The sequence below is a fragment of the Aeromonas sp. 102P genome (assembly GCF_051920345.1).
Taxonomy (GTDB): Bacteria; Pseudomonadota; Gammaproteobacteria; order Enterobacterales; family Aeromonadaceae; genus Aeromonas; species Aeromonas veronii.
The window spans coordinates 1,053,674-1,070,000 of the sequence record NZ_JBQBCZ010000001.1 but is presented as its reverse complement, the minus strand read 5'-3'; the positions used below and the strand labels follow the sequence as shown (position 1 = coordinate 1,070,000).

At 59.9% G+C, this 16,327-nt stretch carries 16 protein-coding genes and 6 tRNA genes (1 of these 22 only partly in view); 9 read left to right on the top strand and 13 right to left on the bottom strand.

Annotated features, from left to right (window positions below; all coding sequences use genetic code 11):
* Positions 1-1,646, top strand: partial view of an RNA polymerase-associated protein RapA gene (gene rapA / locus ACTG1K_RS05135; RefSeq protein ID WP_440004895.1) — the 3' portion only. Its footprint begins 1,222 nt before the window's first position; only the last 1,646 of its 2,868 coding nucleotides appear in the window; the start codon falls outside the window, past its left edge; the stop codon is at positions 1,644-1,646.
* A gap of 115 nt (positions 1,647-1,761) precedes the next feature.
* Positions 1,762-2,418 (top strand): bifunctional tRNA pseudouridine(32) synthase/23S rRNA pseudouridine(746) synthase RluA, encoded by a 657-nt coding sequence (gene rluA / locus ACTG1K_RS05130; RefSeq protein WP_440004894.1) that lies wholly within the window; start codon positions 1,762-1,764, stop codon positions 2,416-2,418.
* A gap of 72 nt (positions 2,419-2,490) precedes the next feature.
* On the opposite strand, the gene ACTG1K_RS05125 is transcribed toward rluA, so the two are convergent.
* The 5 genes from ACTG1K_RS05125 to treR all read right to left on the bottom strand — a co-directional run bounded on the left by ACTG1K_RS05125 (position 2,491) and on the right by treR (position 7,701).
* Entirely contained in the window at positions 2,491-2,679 is a 189-nt protein-coding gene (locus ACTG1K_RS05125) for a hypothetical protein (protein ID WP_005336040.1), read from the bottom strand.
* 120 nt (positions 2,680-2,799) lie between these two features.
* Positions 2,800-3,399: a sugar O-acetyltransferase gene (locus ACTG1K_RS05120; RefSeq protein WP_167574367.1), complete on the bottom strand. Its 600-nt coding sequence runs from the start codon at positions 3,397-3,399 to the stop codon at positions 2,800-2,802.
* 3 nt (positions 3,400-3,402) lie between these two features.
* Positions 3,403-5,064, bottom strand: a complete 1,662-nt coding sequence (gene treC, locus ACTG1K_RS05115; protein WP_440004893.1) for an alpha,alpha-phosphotrehalase — start codon at positions 5,062-5,064, stop codon at positions 3,403-3,405.
* A gap of 66 nt (positions 5,065-5,130) precedes the next feature.
* On the bottom strand, positions 5,131-6,561 hold the full coding sequence (treB, locus tag ACTG1K_RS05110) for a PTS trehalose transporter subunit IIBC (RefSeq protein WP_440004892.1): 1,431 nt from the start codon (positions 6,559-6,561) through the stop codon (positions 5,131-5,133).
* 192 nt (positions 6,562-6,753) lie between these two features.
* Positions 6,754-7,701, bottom strand: a complete 948-nt coding sequence (gene treR / locus ACTG1K_RS05105; protein WP_440004891.1) for a trehalose operon repressor TreR — start codon at positions 7,699-7,701, stop codon at positions 6,754-6,756.
* Positions 7,702-7,838: 137 nt separating this feature from the next.
* Between treR and ACTG1K_RS05100 the strand changes: the two genes are divergently transcribed.
* From ACTG1K_RS05100 to pbpG, 7 genes are all read left to right on the top strand, one after another.
* On the top strand, positions 7,839-8,789 hold the full coding sequence (locus tag ACTG1K_RS05100; RefSeq protein ID WP_216979583.1) for an AEC family transporter: 951 nt from the start codon (positions 7,839-7,841) through the stop codon (positions 8,787-8,789).
* Between the two features lie 173 nt (positions 8,790-8,962).
* Positions 8,963-9,157, top strand: coding sequence for a heavy-metal-associated domain-containing protein (locus ACTG1K_RS05095; protein ID WP_440004890.1), 195 nt, complete (start codon positions 8,963-8,965; stop codon positions 9,155-9,157).
* 130 nt (positions 9,158-9,287) lie between these two features.
* Positions 9,288-10,346, top strand: a complete 1,059-nt coding sequence (ansB, locus tag ACTG1K_RS05090) for an L-asparaginase 2 (protein ID WP_421304426.1) — start codon at positions 9,288-9,290, stop codon at positions 10,344-10,346.
* A gap of 90 nt (positions 10,347-10,436) precedes the next feature.
* Positions 10,437-10,643, top strand: a complete 207-nt coding sequence (locus ACTG1K_RS05085; protein ID WP_139123930.1) for a hypothetical protein — start codon at positions 10,437-10,439, stop codon at positions 10,641-10,643.
* Complete coding sequence (locus tag ACTG1K_RS05080; RefSeq protein ID WP_040069001.1) at positions 10,606-11,898, top strand: hemolysin family protein; 1,293 nt, start codon at positions 10,606-10,608, stop codon at positions 11,896-11,898. The genes ACTG1K_RS05085 and ACTG1K_RS05080 overlap by 38 nt, the downstream gene beginning before the upstream one ends.
* Before the next feature lie 18 nt (positions 11,899-11,916).
* Entirely contained in the window at positions 11,917-12,582 is a 666-nt protein-coding gene (locus ACTG1K_RS05075; protein WP_005336051.1) for a DedA family protein, read from the top strand.
* A gap of 159 nt (positions 12,583-12,741) precedes the next feature.
* Positions 12,742-13,569 carry a D-alanyl-D-alanine endopeptidase gene (gene pbpG / locus ACTG1K_RS05070; RefSeq protein WP_005343009.1) on the top strand — a complete coding sequence of 276 codons (828 nt, stop codon included), beginning with the start codon at positions 12,742-12,744 and terminating at the stop codon, positions 13,567-13,569.
* Between the two features lie 344 nt (positions 13,570-13,913).
* Here the strand turns inward: pbpG and ACTG1K_RS05065 are convergent.
* The 8 genes from ACTG1K_RS05065 to ACTG1K_RS05030 all read right to left on the bottom strand — a co-directional run bounded on the left by ACTG1K_RS05065 (position 13,914) and on the right by ACTG1K_RS05030 (position 16,320).
* Positions 13,914-13,990 (bottom strand) — tRNA-Arg (locus tag ACTG1K_RS05065).
* A gap of 29 nt (positions 13,991-14,019) precedes the next feature.
* Positions 14,020-14,096: transfer RNA gene (locus ACTG1K_RS05060), tRNA-Arg, on the bottom strand.
* Positions 14,097-14,125: 29 nt separating this feature from the next.
* Positions 14,126-14,202 (bottom strand) — tRNA-Arg (locus ACTG1K_RS05055).
* Positions 14,203-14,227: 25 nt separating this feature from the next.
* Positions 14,228-14,304 (bottom strand) — tRNA-Arg (locus ACTG1K_RS05050).
* A gap of 100 nt (positions 14,305-14,404) precedes the next feature.
* A tRNA-Arg gene (locus tag ACTG1K_RS05045) sits at positions 14,405-14,481 on the bottom strand.
* A 3-nt stretch (positions 14,482-14,484) separates the two neighbouring features.
* Positions 14,485-14,577 (bottom strand) — tRNA-Ser (locus tag ACTG1K_RS05040).
* 212 nt (positions 14,578-14,789) lie between these two features.
* On the bottom strand, positions 14,790-14,978 hold the full coding sequence (gene csrA / locus ACTG1K_RS05035; protein ID WP_005336053.1) for a carbon storage regulator CsrA: 189 nt from the start codon (positions 14,976-14,978) through the stop codon (positions 14,790-14,792).
* 103 nt (positions 14,979-15,081) lie between these two features.
* The gene (locus tag ACTG1K_RS05030; protein ID WP_005336054.1) at positions 15,082-16,320 is read right to left on the bottom strand and encodes an aspartate kinase; all 1,239 of its coding nucleotides are present in this window, start codon (positions 16,318-16,320) and stop codon (positions 15,082-15,084) included.
* Positions 16,321-16,327: the final 7 nt, after the last annotated feature.

Genomic DNA, 16,327 nt, shown 5'->3' with positions numbered 1-16,327 from the left:
GCCGCGCCAATATTCAGGGCTTCCCCGAGCGTCACCTCAACGTCTACCCCATGCCGCTGCCGGAGCAGTACAAGACCGCCATCAAGGTGATGGGCATGATGGGTGGCAATGGTGGCGATCTGCAGACCCGCGCCCTGCGCTACCTCTACCCCGAGAAGATCTTCCAGCAGTTCGAAGGCGACAACGCCACCTGGACCCAGTTCGACCCCCGTGTCGAATGGTTGCTGGAGCTACTGCTCTCAGCTCGCCAGCAGAAGGTGCTGGTGATCTGCTCCGAAGCGGCGACCGCCATCGCACTGGAAGAGGCGCTGCGTACCCGTGAAGGGATCCGTGGTGCCGTGTTCCACGAAGGCATGTCGATCCTCGAGCGGGACAAGGCCTCCGCCTATTTCGCCCAGCAAGAGGGTGGCGCCCAGGTGCTGCTCTGCTCCGAGATCGGCTCAGAGGGTCGCAACTTCCAGTTTGCCAGCCATCTGGTGCTGTTCGATCTGCCCCTCAACCCGGATCTGCTGGAACAACGTATCGGCCGACTGGATCGTATCGGTCAGCAGAATACCGTCGAGATCCACGTTCCCTATCTGGAAGGGACTGCCCAGCGCGCCCTGCAGCTCTGGTATCACGATGGTCTGGACGCGTTCGAGCAGACCTGCCCGACTGCCCGCCCGGTATTCGAAGCGGTACGTGAAGAGCTGTTCGAGCTGCTGGCCGCCAACACCGGCGATCAGGCAGCCCTCGACGCACTGCTGGTCAAGACCCGCGAACTGCACGAGCCGCTCAAGGCCCGGCTGGAACAGGGCCGCGATCGCCTGCTGGAGATCCACTCCAGCGGTGGCGCCGCCGCCCAGCAGCTGGTCGACAAGCTGGCCGCCGAAGATGACGACACTGGTATGATCTCCTTCGCTCTCAAGATGTTCGACGAGATCGGCGTCAATCAGGATGACCGTGGCGAGAACGCGCTGGTGCTGACCCCCGGGGATCACATGCTGGTCTCCAGCTTCCCGGGCCTGCCGCAAGACGGCATGACCATCACCTTCGATCGCAACACTGCCCTGTCGCGGGATGACATGGCGCTGCTCTCCTGGGATCACCCCATGATGCGCGGCGGTATCGACCTGATCCTGGGCTCCGAGATCGGTGCCACCTCGGTCGCACTGCTCAAGAACAAGGCGCTGCCCATCGGCTCCATCCTGCTTGAGCTGATCTTCGTTGCCGAGTCTGCGGCCCATCCCCAGCTCTACCGCTTCATGCCGCCGACGCCGATCCGTCTGCTGATGGACAAGAACGGCCAGAATCTGGGTGAGAAAGTGGCGTTCGATGCCTTCAACCGCCAGCTGACTCCGGTCAATCGCCACCTCGGCAGCAAGCTGGTCACCGCGTCCCAACCGGTGATCCACGGTCTGATTGGCAAGGGCCAGGCCATTGCCGAAGAGCTGAAAGCCGGGATTGTCGACAAGGCCCGTGCCCAGATGGCGCAGACCCTGCAGCAGGATCTGGATCGTCTGGAAGCGCTCAAGGCGGTCAACCCGAACGTGCGAGACAGCGAACTGGATTATCTGCGCAATCTGCAGGCAGAATTGCACCACCTGATCGATCAGACCCAACTCAAGCTGGATGCCATCCGCTTTATCGTGGTCACCCATAACTGACAAGGTACCGACCGACAGCGGCCAGAACCAGCTCAAACGGGATACCCAAGGCCACTTTGTCGTGGTTACCCATAACTGATGGGGGCTTGCCCCCACCTTCTGATGCGAGACATTTATGTTTGAATACTCACCGCCTCTGGAACCCTGGCTCGATATCCTGTTCAAGGACAAGGACATCATGGTGGTCAACAAGCCCACTGGCCTGCTAAGCGTCCCCGGGCGCGGCCCCGAGAATGAAGACAGCGTCCTGCATCGGGTGAAACAACAGCACCCCAAGGCGGCGGCAGCTCATCGCCTCGACATGTCCACCACTGGCGTCATTGTCATTCCCCTCAATCCCAACTCTCATCGGGAGCTGAGCCGACAATTCCGTGAGCGGGAGACCGAGAAGCACTACCTCGCCTGGGTGTGGGGTGAGCCGGAAGCAGAGTCAGGTCAGGTTGACCTGCCGCTCTGCGTCGACTGGCCCAACCGCCCGAAGCAGAAGGTGGATCACGAGGAGGGGCGTCACGCTCTGACCCTGTGGCAGAAGCTGAAGGTGGAAAATGGCAACAGCCTGATCAAGCTGACTCCCATCACAGGTCGCTCGCACCAGCTGCGCGTCCATATGCTGGAGCTGGGGCACCCGATCCTGGGTGACAACCTCTACGCTCATCCGGATGCGCTGGCGGCTGCGCCCCATCTCTACCTGCATGCGGCCATGTTGACCATCAGTCACCCCCGTAGCGGCGAGCGGATAACCTTCGAGGCGCCAGCCCCCTTCCCGCTCTGAGCGGAAGAGGCTCGCGCCAAATCGCAGAGATAAAAAAGCCCCCATCGCGAGATGGGGGCTTTTTCATTAGGGTCAGACGCGAATATCGATCTTGCTTCCCAGAGAAGCGCTGGCCGATGTCGGTGCAACCGGCGCTGATTGCGCTGCGTTTTGCAGCAGCTTCAGCGCAGCTTCGCCCTCTTGGGTCTGCTGTTTCTTGGCCAGACTGGCCGTCATCAGAGCAGAACCAAACGACGCATTTGCAGAACTTGATATATCCATAGGGTTCCTCCTGCACTCAACAGTATCGGCCAAGCGGCCCCGAACATAAGCCCTGAATGCAAAACAATCTGAAAGTCGCTTTTCTATCAATCAGATAGCAATAGCATTCATGACCCCTGTTCACCGCTGGATGACGCCTTCAAGCTCCTGTGCCGTCATCGGCCGAAGCACCTTGCAAGGGTTACCGGCCGCCACCACATTGGCGGGCACATCTTTGGTCACCACCGAGCCTGCGCCTATAACGCTGTTGTCACCGATAGTGACGCCGGGGCAGATGACGACGCTGCCGCCAATCCAGACGTTGTGACCGATCCGTACCGGCTTGCCGAACTCGACACCCTTGATACGTGGCGCCACCGCCACCGGATGAGCGGCGGTGTAGATCTGCACCCCGGGCGCCAGCAGCACGTTGTCGCCGATATGCACCTCACAGACGTCGAGGATGGTGCAATTGACGTTGGCGTAGAAGTTCTCGCCGACGAAGATATTGGCGCCATAGTCGCAGAAGAACGGCGGATTGATGGCGCACTCATGGCCGCGACCACCGAGCAGCTCGTGCAGCAAAGCATCCCGCGCCGGTTTCTCCTGCCAGCAGGTGTTGAAGGTGTGATAAAGCCTTCGGCAGCGCTCACGTGCCGCTTTGAGCTCGGGATCGCCCGCGTCATAGGGCTCCCCCGCCACCATCTTCTGCCACTCGGCACCGCGCACCACTTTCGTCATCGCCTACTCCATCAGCCAGATCAGGGATTCATAAGGGCGCAGCATACCCGATTGCGGTTGGGCCGGGCTATCGGGGTAGTTGCCGAGCAGCAGCCGACCTTGCCCGCTTTGCAGCTCAGCAGGCAAGGTAAACTCCACCGGCTCGCCGTAGAAGTTGCTCACCACCAGCAGGGTCTGACCGTTGGCACGGCGGGCATAGGCCCAGATCTGCGGGTGCCCGGTCAGCAGCTCCTGATAATCCCCCTGAGTGAAGATGGGGTGCGCCTTGCGCAGGGCGATGAGATCCCGATAGTGCCAGAACACCGAGTGCTGGTCGGCCAGCGCCGCCTCGGCATTGATCTCGGAATAGTTGGCGGCTAGCTTGAGCCAGGGCGTCCCTTGGGTGAAACCGGCATTGGCCGCAACGCTCCACTGCATCGGGGTGCGCGAGTTGTCGCGGGACTTGGCACCGAGAATGGAGAGGATCTCGGCCTCGCTCATCCCTTCCGCCTGCTTGATGGCGAAGATGTTGCGGCTCTCCACATCCTGATAGTCATCGATGCGCTGATAGCCGGGGTTGGTCATGCCGATCTCCTCCCCCTGATAGATGTAGGGGGTGCCTTGCAGGCCGTGCAGCGTGCTGGCCAGCATCTTGGCGGCCACGACCCTATGCTCACCCTCATCGCCAAAACGGGAGACTATGCGCGGCTGATCGTGGTTGCACCAGAACAGCGCCGACCACCCCTTGCCATGCATGCCGCGCTGCCAGTGGTTGAAGATGCGCTTGAGTTCGAGGAAGTCGAACGGCGCCTTGGTCCACTTGTCGCCGTTGGGGTAATCCACCTTCAGATGGTGGAAGTTGAACACCATGGAGAGCTCGGAGCCATCGAGGGCGCCATAGCGCTGGCAGTGCTCCAGCGAAGTAGAGGACATTTCCCCCACCGTCATGGCGCCCACCGGAGCAAACACGTCGCGGCTCAAGTCCTGCAAAAATTCGTGGATACGCGGCCCGTCGGTGTAGAAACGGCGGCCATCGCCTATTTCGTCGTTCGGGAACGCCTGATCCTTGGAAATAAGGTTGATGACGTCGAGGCGGAACCCATCGACCCCCTTCTTGGCCCAGAAGTGGATGATGTTTTTCACCTCGGCGCGCACCGCCGGGTTTTCCCAGTTGAGATCCGCCTGCTCGCGGGCAAACAGGTGCAGGTAGTACTGACCGGTGGCTGAGTCCAGCTCCCAGGCGCTGCCGCCAAACTTGGATTGCCAGTTGTTGGGCACGCCGCCATCTACCGGATCGCGCCAGATGTAGTAGTCGCGGTAGGGGCTGTTTTTATCCCCCAGCGCCGACTTGAACCAAGCGTGCTCGGTGGAGGTGTGGTTGACCACGATATCCATCACGATGCGGATGTCGCGCTCATGGGCGGCGGCCAGCAGCGCCTCGAAATCAGCCATGGTGCCGTAGGCGGGGTCGATGGCGTAGTAGTCGGCGATGTCGTAGCCGTTGTCCACCTGCGGCGAGACGTAAACCGGGGTCAGCCAGAGGGCATCGACGCCCAAGGTCTTGAGATAGTCGAGGCGGGCCATGATCCCCTTGAGGTCTCCGGTGCCACGGGCAGCGGAATCCTGAAAGCTCTTGGGGTAAATCTGGTAAATCACGGCGCTCTGCCACCAGGGTGTTTGGCTCATGGGTCTTTCTCTTGTCTCGAATAGAAAATGGAGAGGGCGACCCGCGGGTCGCCCTGATAATCAGTGTCAGGCGCTGGCTTGGGCCAACTTGCCAGCGGCTTGCTGGCGCTTGTAGACCAGCAGGGTCAGCACCACCGGCACCACGATGGCGACCAGCATGGCGATGGCGAACACCGCCCAGTATTGCGGCTGGATGGAGAGGATGCCCGGCAGGCCGCCTACCCCGATGCCGTTGGCCATCACCCCGGCGAAACCGCAGATGAGGGCTGCAAGGCTGGAGCCCACCATGGCGCACAGCATGGGGAACTTGTACTTGAGGTTGATGCCGTACATCGCCGGTTCGGTCACCCCGAGATAGGCGGAGATGGCGGCAGGTACCGAGATCTCCCGCTCGTTCTCCTTGCGGCTAATCAGAATGATGCCGACGACCGCAGAAGCCTGCGCGATGTTGGAGAGGGCGATCAGCGGCCAAATCGGGGTGCCACCCATGCTCTGCATCAGCTGCAGATCCACCGCGTTGGTAGTGTGGTGGATACCGGTAATAACCAGCGGTGCGTAGAGGAAACCGAACAGGGCAGCGCCGATGGGAGCAAAGGAGCCGGTCATGGCAGCCTTGGCAGCGAAACCGACGCCATCACCCAGCCAGCGACCGAACGGGCCGATAAAGGCGTGAGCCACGATCACTGCCAGCAGCAGAGAAACGAACGGCACAATCACCAGATAGAGGTAAGCCGGAATGATCCGCTTGAGGTTGGTCTCAACCCAGGCCAAGAATACACCCGCCAGCAGCGCCGGAATGACCTGGGCCTGATAACCCACCTTCTGAATCACGAACAGGCCGAAGTCCCACACCTCGGGAGTCTGCTGGCCGATGCCGTAGGCGTTCATCAACTGTGGCGACACCAGCGTGATGCCGAGCACGATACCGAGGATCTCGGAGCCGCCCATCTTCTTGACCGCAGACCAGCAGACGCCCACCGGCAGGAAGTGGAAGATCGCCTCGCCCAGCAGCCAGAGGAAGGCGTGCACCTGAGCCCAGAACTGGCTGATCTCGGTGAGGGTGTGAGTGCCATCGTCGAACATCTTGATATCGCCGATGACGTTGCGAAAGCCCAGGATCAGACCGCCGGTGATGATGGCAGGCAGCAGCGGCACGAAGATCTCCGCCAGATGGGAGATGCCCCGCTCCAGCGGGTTCATGTTCTGGCGCGCCGCCTGCTTGGCGGTCTCCTTGCTGCCACCGCTGACACCGAGCTGTTCGGTCAGCGCCTTGTACCACTGCTCTACCTCGTTACCGATCACCACCTGGAACTGACCGCCCTGGGTGAAGCTTCCCTTCACCGCCGGGATGGTTTCGATAGCCTTGCTGTCGGCCTTGGCCGGATCGTTCAGGACGAAGCGCAACCGGGTCAGGCAGTGGCTGACGGTGGCGATGTTCTCCTTGCCGCCGATCTTGTCGATCAGGGTGGCAAGCTGCTGTGCGTTGATCTTGGACATGGGTCTTCCCTCTGTGACGCCATTGAATAGTGGTCTGTATCGCCCTTTTGAGCCAGTCTGTCGGCCGGAGCGTTTTTGGTATCGTTCCCATTTAGCATGCCGACAATCTGGCCAGATCGAAATGGGAACGTTCCCAATTCGTGGCCAGCGTCACAAAAAGCGCACTTTTTGTTCAGTCGGAAGTGATGGGGCTCACAGGGTTCGGCAGGGGGCGATTGTCACCAGCGGGGGCTGATCCTGCTCAATCTGACCGAGCAGCTGACGCGCCGCCTGCTCCCCTGCCCCCTTGTAGCCAAGATCGAGACTGAGGGCGTTGGGGAAGAGGAAACTGAGCATGGGGTTGTTGCCAAGGCCGGTCACCAGCACCTCGCTACGCCCTTGTTCTTGCAGATATTTTGCCGCACCGATGGCGAGGGTGTCGCTGGCGCAGACCAACGCCTGGGTGGAGGGGGTAAGCAGCTCGGCCGCCAGCCGGTAGCCGCTCTGCAGGCTGAGATCGCCGAGGGCGCTGCGCGGGCGCAACCCCTGCACTGCGCAGTAGGCGAGATAAGCATCTAGGCGGCGCTGGCCGGTGGTGAGATCCGAGGCATCCACCCCCAGATAGGCGATGTCGCGGGCGCCACGGCTTGCCAGCTGCGCCAGCATGGTGCGCACCGCACCGGCGTCGTCGAAGCAGACCGAGGAGAAACCGGGGTATTCACGGGCGACCAGCACCAGCTTCTCTTTCAGCGGCGTCATGGCGGCATAGTCCAAGTCATTGAAGGCGAACAGGATAATGCCATCCACCCCGCGCCGCTCCAGCACCGCCAGATGCTCCTGTACCTTGGCGGGGGAGAACTTGCTCTCCATCAGCACGGCATCGTAGCCGCGCTGGTAGAGGGTCTCCAGCATGCCGCGCACCGCCTGATTCTCCGAGCTGGAGTCGAGCCGCGAGACGATGATCCCCACCACCTGCTGGCTCTGGCTGCGCATGGCCCGCGCCGACTTGCTCGGCACGAAGCCGTGCTCGGCGATGATCTGCTCCACCCGCTCGCGGGTCTCCTGCTTCACCTTGGGATCCTGGTTGAGCACCCGGGAGACGGTCGACTTGCCGACGCCACTCAGTCTGGCGATATCGAGGATGGTCAGTTTCTTGTCCATGAATTGGCTCACAGGAGGCTAGGCGGTGGAATTGCCCACATTGTTGTGATTAACCCCTGTGAATACAAGCCCATGGCGTTAGAATGCCCTTTTTGCCCCGCCGTCAGGGTGTGTGGGCACAGCACAGGATGCCCATCATGGATCTGCTGGCCAGTCTGCTCTTCTCCCTCTCCATCACAGGCCCCATCTGCGTGGTGCTGCTGCTCGGCATCTTGCTCAAGCGGTTGGGGCTGCTGCCGGATCCCTTTACCGAATCCGCCTCGCGGCTGGTGTTTCAGGTCACCCTGCCCGCCCTGCTTTTTCTCAGTATTCTGGGTACCAACTTCGCCACCATGCCGAGCCTCTGGTTTATCGGCTATGGCCTGCTCGCCACCGTTATCAGCTATCTGGTTCTGGAGCTGCTGGCCGGGCGTTTTATCGGGGAGCAGCGGCTGCGCGGCATCTTCGTGCAGGGGAGCTTTCGCGGCAACAGCGCCATTATCGGGCTCGCCTATGTGCAGAACGCCTACGGCCACGAGGGGTTGGGGGCGGCGGCCTTCTATGTCGGTGCGGTGACCGTGCTCTACAACATTCTCGCTGTGATCACCCTCACCCGCAGTCTCGGCGGCGCCACCGGCATTCGCCCCATTCTGCTCGGCATCATCAAGAATCCGCTCATCATCGCCATAGTGGCGGCGCTGCCTTTTACTCTGCTCGGTATCAAGATGCCGCAACTGCTGCTCACCACCGGCAGCTACTTCGCCAACATGACGTTGCCGCTGGCGTTGCTCTGCACCGGCGCCTCCCTCAGTCTCGGCGCCCTGCGCGGCGGGGCGGCGCTGACCGGCTGGGCCAGCGTGATGCGGCTCTGCCTCATTCCAGCGGTGTTCACTCTGGGGGCAGCCCTGCTCGGCTTCAGCCATCTGGAACTCGGCATCCTGTTTCTTATCAGCGCCACCCCGACTGCCGCCGCCAGCTATGTGATGACCCGCGCCATGGGGGGCGACAGCGTGCTGGCAGCGAACATCATCGCCACCACCACCCTCGGTTCGCTGGTCACTACCAGCCTCGGGGCAACCCTGATGAATTACCTCGGTCTGATGTACTGACCCTGTCAGAGGAAACTACCAACCTCATCGCCACTATGAACCTTGGCTCGCATGTCACCCATCCACCGACTGGGAGCAACCCTGATGAACTATCCGGGCTGATGTACTGACGGCTTGACCTTGCCGGAGGCGACAGCTTTACCCTTGTGCCATATCAACCGAGGATAGCATTTATGACCATCGAACTCACCGTGTCCGGCATGTCCTGTGGTGGCTGCGCCGCCAGCCTGCAAAAAACCCTGCTGGCCCAGCCTGCGGTCACCACCGCAACCGTCGACTTTGCCAGCAGCAAGGCCGTCATCGAGAGCGAGCTGAGCAAAGCCGAGCTGATCGCCCTGATCGAAGCCAAGGGTTTCTCTGCGAGTTAAATTATCTCTATAGAGGTATAAAACAGGTTAAAAATCTGTACTCACCTGTCTTTTGGTGAGTTTTATCACAGATATTGATGGTTATCTGGGCAAACTGGCTGCAATTATTCCAACCATAAGGATTTGCAGCATGACCCTACCGATCCGCAAGACCCTGCTCGCCGCCGTCGTCGGCCTGACCCTCTCCCCCATGGCCATGGCGCTGCCCAACGTGCACATTCTGGCGACTGGCGGCACCATCGCCGGAGCGGGCCAGTCCGCTACCCAATCCAACTACGAGGCTGGCAAGGTGGCCATCGAAACCCTGATCGCCGCCGTGCCCGAGATGAAGAACGTGGCCGACGTGCAGGGTGAGCAGGTGGTGAAGATCGGCTCTCAGGACATGAACGACGAGGTGTGGCTCAAGCTGGCCAAACGGGTCAACGAGCTGCTGGCCAAGGATGACGTGGATGGCATCGTCATCACCCACGGCACCGACACCATGGAAGAGACCGCCTACTTCCTCAATCTGACCGTCAAGAGCGACAAGCCGGTGGTACTGGTCGGCGCCATGCGCCCCTCCACCGCCATGAGTGCCGATGGCCCGCTCAACCTCTACAACGCCGTGGTGACCGCCTCCGACCCCGCCTCCAAGGGGCGTGGCGTCATGGTCGCCATGAACGACACAGTGCTGGATGCCCGGGACGTCACCAAGACCAACACCACCGGGGTGCAGACCTTCGCCGCCCCCAACTTCGGCCCGCTCGGTTACATCCACAACGGCAAGATCGACTATCAGCGCAGCCCGGCCCGCCTGCACACCAGCAAGACTCCGTTCGATGTGAGCAAGCTCGACAAGCTGCCGCAGGTGGGCATCGTCTACAACTATGCCAACGCCACCGATCTGCCGGCCAAGGCCATGGTGGATGCCAAGTTTGACGGCATCGTCAGCGCCGGGGTGGGCAACGGCAACCTCTATCACAGCCTGTTCGACACCCTGGCCAAGGCGAGCAAGGACGGCATCCGTGTGGTGCGCTCCGCCCGCGTGCCGACCGGTGCCACCACCCTGGATGCCGAGATCGACGATGCCAAGTACGGCTTCGTGGCCGCCGGCACTCTCAACCCGCAGAAGGCGCGGGTGCTGCTGATGCTCTCCCTGACCCAGAGCAAGGATCCGGCCCAGATCCAGCGCTGGTTCCAGCAGTTCTGATAACAGTTGTCTGACAAGTGACAAGCAAGGGCGGGACTTCCCGCTCTTTTCCATCCTGCCATGCCACTTCGCCAAGCTCCCGCTTCGTCCATGACACCATTTGGCGGAGTCATCCTTCCCTTTTCCGGCCATCTTTTTCAGCCATCACAAAGCGCTGTCATCAAATTAGCGAGCCGGATCACCCGCTTTCACAAGCGCATCGCCGCCAAATTCATTACACTGCCAGCGATCTTATCCACTCAAGGAGTGCTGTTGCTGTATGGAAATATTGATCCTGCTGGGATTGATTTTGCTTAATGGCGTCTTCGCCATGTCAGAAATCGCCATCGTCACCGCACGCAAGGCTCGCCTCGGCAAGCTTGCCTCTGAAGGCAACCGTTCCGCCGCCATCGCCCTCAAACTGGGCGAAGACCCGACCCATTTTCTCTCTGCCGTCCAGATCGGCATTACCAGCATAGGTCTGCTCAACGGTATCTACGGCGAATCCCTGCTGGCCCAGCCCTTCTCCCTCTGGTTGCAGGAGTGGGGACTCCCGGCCAAGAGCAGTGGCCTGATCGCCACCGTCATAGTGGTGGTGGTGGTTACTTACCTCTCCATCGTGGTGGGGGAGCTGGTGCCCAAGCGGCTTGGCCAGCTCAATGCCGAGCGCATCGCCTGTCTGGTGGCCCGCCCCATGCACTGGCTCGCCACCCTGACCCGCCCCTTCGTCTGGCTGCTGTCGGCCTCTACCAATGCCAGCCTGCGGCTGCTGCGGGTCAACCAGAACGGCAGCGCCAACGTTACCGAGGAGGAGATCCACGCCATGCTGGTGGAGGGCTCTGAAGCCGGGGTGATCGAGGATCATGAACACACCATGCTGCGCAACGTCTTCCGTCTCGACGAGCGCAGCCTCTCCTCCCTGATGGTGCCGCGCAGCGATATCCGCTATCTGGATTTGGCGCTGCCGCTGGAGACCAACCTGCAGCGGCTGGTGGAGTATCGCCACAGCTATTTTCCGGTCTGCGACGGCAACCTGTCAGAATTGGTGGGTATCATCAATGTCAGCAAGGTGCTGCACGCCTATATCAAGGGGGAGCCCATCGATCTGGCTGCCCTGACCCAGGAGGGCAGCCTGCTGCCCGAGACCCTCAACGGCGTCGAGCTGCTCAACCACTTCCGCACCCACAGCGAACAGATGGCGCTGGTGGTGGACGAATATGGCGAGCTGCAGGGACTGGTCACCCAGCAGGATCTGCTGGAGGCGCTGGCGGGGGATTTCCAGCAGGAGGATGGCGAGGACAACTGGGCCTTCCGGCGCGCCGACGGCAGCTGGCTGCTCGATGGCCTGATCCCGCTGCCAGAGTTGAAGGACTGTCTGGAGTTGGTTCGTCTGCCAGAAGAAGAAAAACATCACTATCACACCCTCGGAGGGCTTATCATGCTGCTCCTTGGTCGTGTTCCACAAACCGGAGACCTGGTGACACTGGAACAGTGGCAACTGGAAATTGTTGACATGGATGGCCTGCGCATCGACAAGGTGCTCGCCATGCCCTTGACCGATCAACCCAGCTAACCTGCGGAGTTTGCAAGTATGGAGCAGTTTTACCAACTGGCTCACGCCTTTATGAATCACGATCTGAACACACTTTCCGATCCCAAGATGGCCTTCATGATCTGTGGTGTGATTCTGACGTTTCTGGTACTGGAAAACGGATTCATCCCTACCGCCTTTCTGCCCGGTGACAGCCTGCTGATCCTCACCGGCGTACTCATCTATCAGGATGTATTGTCTCTCGGGGTGATCCCGCTGTTGATCATGGCCACCTTTGTCGGTACCTGGCTCGGTTACATGCAGGGGCGCTTTCTCGGCCACACCCAGCTCTACCATCGGCTGATGTCCCACGTGGAAGAGCGACACCAGCAGAAGGTCTACCACCTGCTGGACAAGTACGGGATCATCACCCTGATCACCGCGCGCTATATCGCCTTCGTGCGCACCGCCTACCCCTATATAGTGGGTGCCACCGAACTGCCCCAGGGGCGCTTTCTCATCGTCAATCTGATCAGCTCCATCATGTGGATCTGCCCGCTGGTCGGGTTTGGCTACTACCTGAGCCACACCAAGCTGGCCGCCGAATACCAGACCCAGTTCTTCAACATCATCATCTATCTGCCGGTGGCCCTGCTGCTGGGTGGCATGGTGGCGCTGGTCTGGCGCTGGATCAGCAAACGCAGGGCTGCGCAGCCGCGGGATTGACCCCTCGCCCAACGCCCGACCCGAAAGCCCTCGCCAGAGGGCTTTTTTGATCGCCAATTTCGCGCAAATAGCAGAAATAGTCCCGCTCGGCCCTTGTAAAGCTGGGGTAAAAATGAGTGAATCTAGCGCCTTTTTTTGGATGGGAACGGAGTCGGTTGTATGTGGTGTCGGATTCGCGCAGCAGCGCTGGTTGTCGGGTTGATGGGAATACTGGGATTGCCTGCGGTCAGCGCGGCACCCAACCCTGCCAAACTGGAAGTACGCTCAAGCAGCGCCCTGGTCGTGGATGTAAAAACGGGCAAGACGCTCTACCAGAAGAATGCCACCAAGGTGCGTCCCATCGCCTCCCTCACCAAGCTGATGACAGCGCTGGTGGTGCTGGATGCCAAACAGAATCTCAACCAGACCATCACGGTCGACAAGAACGATCTGGATCGGGTCAAACACACTCACTCCCGCATCCGCATGGGCACCAAGGTGACCCGCCGCGACGCCCTGCATCTGGCATTGATGTCCTCCGAAAACCGGATGGCCTCGGCACTGGCGCGTCACTATCCGGGCGGTCGCAGCGCCTTCGTGCGGGCCATGAACAACAAGGCCAGACAGCTGGGTATGCGAAATACCCACTTCTATGACTCCACCGGCCTCTCCACCCGCAACGTCTCTACCGCCCAAGATCTGGGCAAGCTGGCCGCCGCCGCCTATCGTCAGCCGCTGATCCGTCAGTTCACTCAGGATGAGAACAGGGAGATGCGCTTCAGCGCCCCCGCCTATAGCCTGATGTTCAACAACACCAACCCGCTGGTGAAAAACCCGGATTGGGACGTGCGCCTCTCCAAGACCGGCTTCACTGACGAGGCAGGACGCTGTCTGGTGATGCGCGCCAAACCGGACAGCCGCGAGCTTGCCATCGTGCTACTCAACTCGGTGGGCAAACGCACCCCTATCGGCGATGCCAACCGCATTCGCAAATGGTTGAAAAGCTGAGTCAATATCTCAACACAAAAGGATGCTGCGGCATCCTTTTTTATTGCCCGCAAAACGCCTCTGCAGGCCTTGCAGGATGTAGATGAGCGAACCTTGAGTGATAAGCTGCGCGGCATCTGCCGTTGCAACAGCAGGCATACAGGGCGCCTATAGATGAGGCAAAGGGTGGCAAGGGGTTGCACCGTTCAGAAGATCGGTGCGCAATCACAGAAAGGGGAAGAAATGAGGACCAGAACAGCCAGGTAAACGGGCGATCCACCCGCAACAGCGCACGGGGATCCGCACCAAAAAGTTAAATATCGCCCATAAAAAAACAGCCCCGACCGAAGTCGAGGCTGTCTGTATGGTGCGCCCGAGAGGGTTCGAACCTCTGACCACCTGGTTCGTAGCCAGGTACTCTATCCAGCTGAGCTACGGGCGCTCATAAACTCTTGTGCACTGCTTAAAAAATGGTGCGCCCGAGAGGATTCGAACCTCTGACCACCTGGTTCGTAGCCAGGTACTCTATCCAGCTGAGCTACGGGCGCTCACAAACTTTTGTGTACTGCTTGAAAAATGGTGCGCCCGAGAGGATTCGAACCTCTGACCACCTGGTTCGTAGCCAGGTACTCTATCCAGCTGAGCTACGGGCGCTCATAAATCGTTGTGTCGTTTTAAATGGTGCGCCCGAGAGGATTCGAACCTCTGACCACCTGGTTCGTAGCCAGGTACTCTATCCAGCTGAGCTACGGGCGCCCTGTTTTAAAACGATAAAAAAAGCTTACTTATCAGTAAGCCTTTTCCAAAGTGTCGACTTGCTGATGGTCAACACATGACTCTTGCTTGAGTCGTAATATGGTGCGCCCGAGAGGATTCGAACCTCTGACCACCTGGTTCGTAGCCAGGTACTCTATCCAGCTGAGCTACGGGCGCAAATGGCGGAGAAGGGGGGATTCGAACCCCCGATGCGGGTATAAGCCGCATACTCCCTTAGCAGGGGAGCGCCTTCAGCCTCTCGGCCACCTCTCCGTTTGCGGGGCTGATAATACTTCACAGGGATTTTTAGTCAAACACTTTTTTGGAGAAAAAAGTGCGTTCGCTCAGCATTTGGTCAAAGCGTGGAATATTCAAACAATATCGGCACTTATCCCGCAGTTTCGCGCCCTGCAGGGCGATTTCAGGGGCCGAAAAAACAAAAGGCGACACATGAGGTGTCGCCTTGTCACAGCCATGAAAGTGGCTTAGAAGCCCGGTTGGCCCGGAACTTTCTCGGCCTGGATGCGCTGGTAGATCTCTTCGCGGTGAACGGAGACCTCTTTCGGCGCGTTAACACCGATACGGACCTGGTTGCCTTTAACACCCAGTACGGTGACAGTTACTTCATCACCAATCATCAGGGTTTCCCCAACACGACGAGTCAAAATAAGCATTCGCTTGCTCCTGTATCCTGTTTTGTTTTTATATCGATATGCGACATTATCTAACAAAGATACCGATATGGTAAATGGTTGAAACTAAATCAATCAGAGATTGTTAGCCCAAGGGCTGCTCTTGCGGTGCCTGATCCAACCCGAAAGCCGCGTGCAGGGCTCGCACCGCCAGCTCCAGATACTTCTCGTCAATCACCACAGAGATTTTGATTTCAGAGGTCGAGATCAACTGCATGTTGATCCCCTCCTCGCCCAATACCTTGAACATGGTGCGCGCAACACCGGGATGGTTCCACATGCCGACACCGACAATGGAGACCTTGGCAATCTCGCCATTGCCCTGCACGCAGGAGGCGCCAAGTTCGGTGGCGGTCTCCTCCAACAGAGCCCGGGCACGGCGATAGTCGTCACGATTCACCGTGAAGGTGAAGTCGGCGGTGCCATCTCCCAGGGTGTTCTGCACAATCATGTCGACATCAATGTTGGCGTCGCTGATCGGATTCAGGATCTGCGCGGCAACGGTTGGTCTGTCCGGCACGCCCAGAATGGTCAGGCTGGCCTCGTTGCGGTTAAAAGCGATCCCGGATACCAGGGGAGCTTCCATCCTATCACCTCCATATGTGATTAAGGTTCCCTCTCCATCGATAAAGCTCGACAGCACCCGCAGCGGGACGCGGTACTTGCCCGCAAACTCCACCGAGCGGATCTGTAGCACCTTGGCGCCGAGACTGGCCATCTCCAGCATCTCCTCGAAGGTGATGGTGTCGAGACGACGCGCCTTGGGTTCGATGCGCGGATCCGTGGTGTATACCCCATCCACATCGGTAAAGATCTGGCACTCATCGGCCTTGATGGCCGCCGCCACGGCAACCGCCGTGGTATCCGAACCGCCGCGGCCCAGAGTCGTGATGGCGTTATGCTCGTCACGGCCCTGGAAACCGGCGATCACCACCACCTTGCCCGCAGCCAGTTCGGCATGAACCAGCTCGGTGTCGATGTGGGTGATGCGCGCCTTGCCATAGGCGGAATCGGTGTGAATCCGTACCTGATCACCGGTCATCGAGACCGCAGGACAACCGCGTTTGTTCAACGCGATGGCCAGCAGCGCTATGGTGACCTGCTCACCGGTGGAGACCAGTACATCCATCTCCCGCCGGTTGGCATCAGGATCCAGCTGCTGGGCCATGCCCAGCAGCCGGTTGGTTTCGCCCGACATGGCGGAGACAACCACCACCACGTCGTGTCCCTGGGCGCGGGTCTGCTCGACCCGCTCAGCTACCGCCTCGATCCGCTCCAGTGTGCCGACCGAGGTGCCGCCGTACTTCTGTACATAGAGTGCCACAGATCAC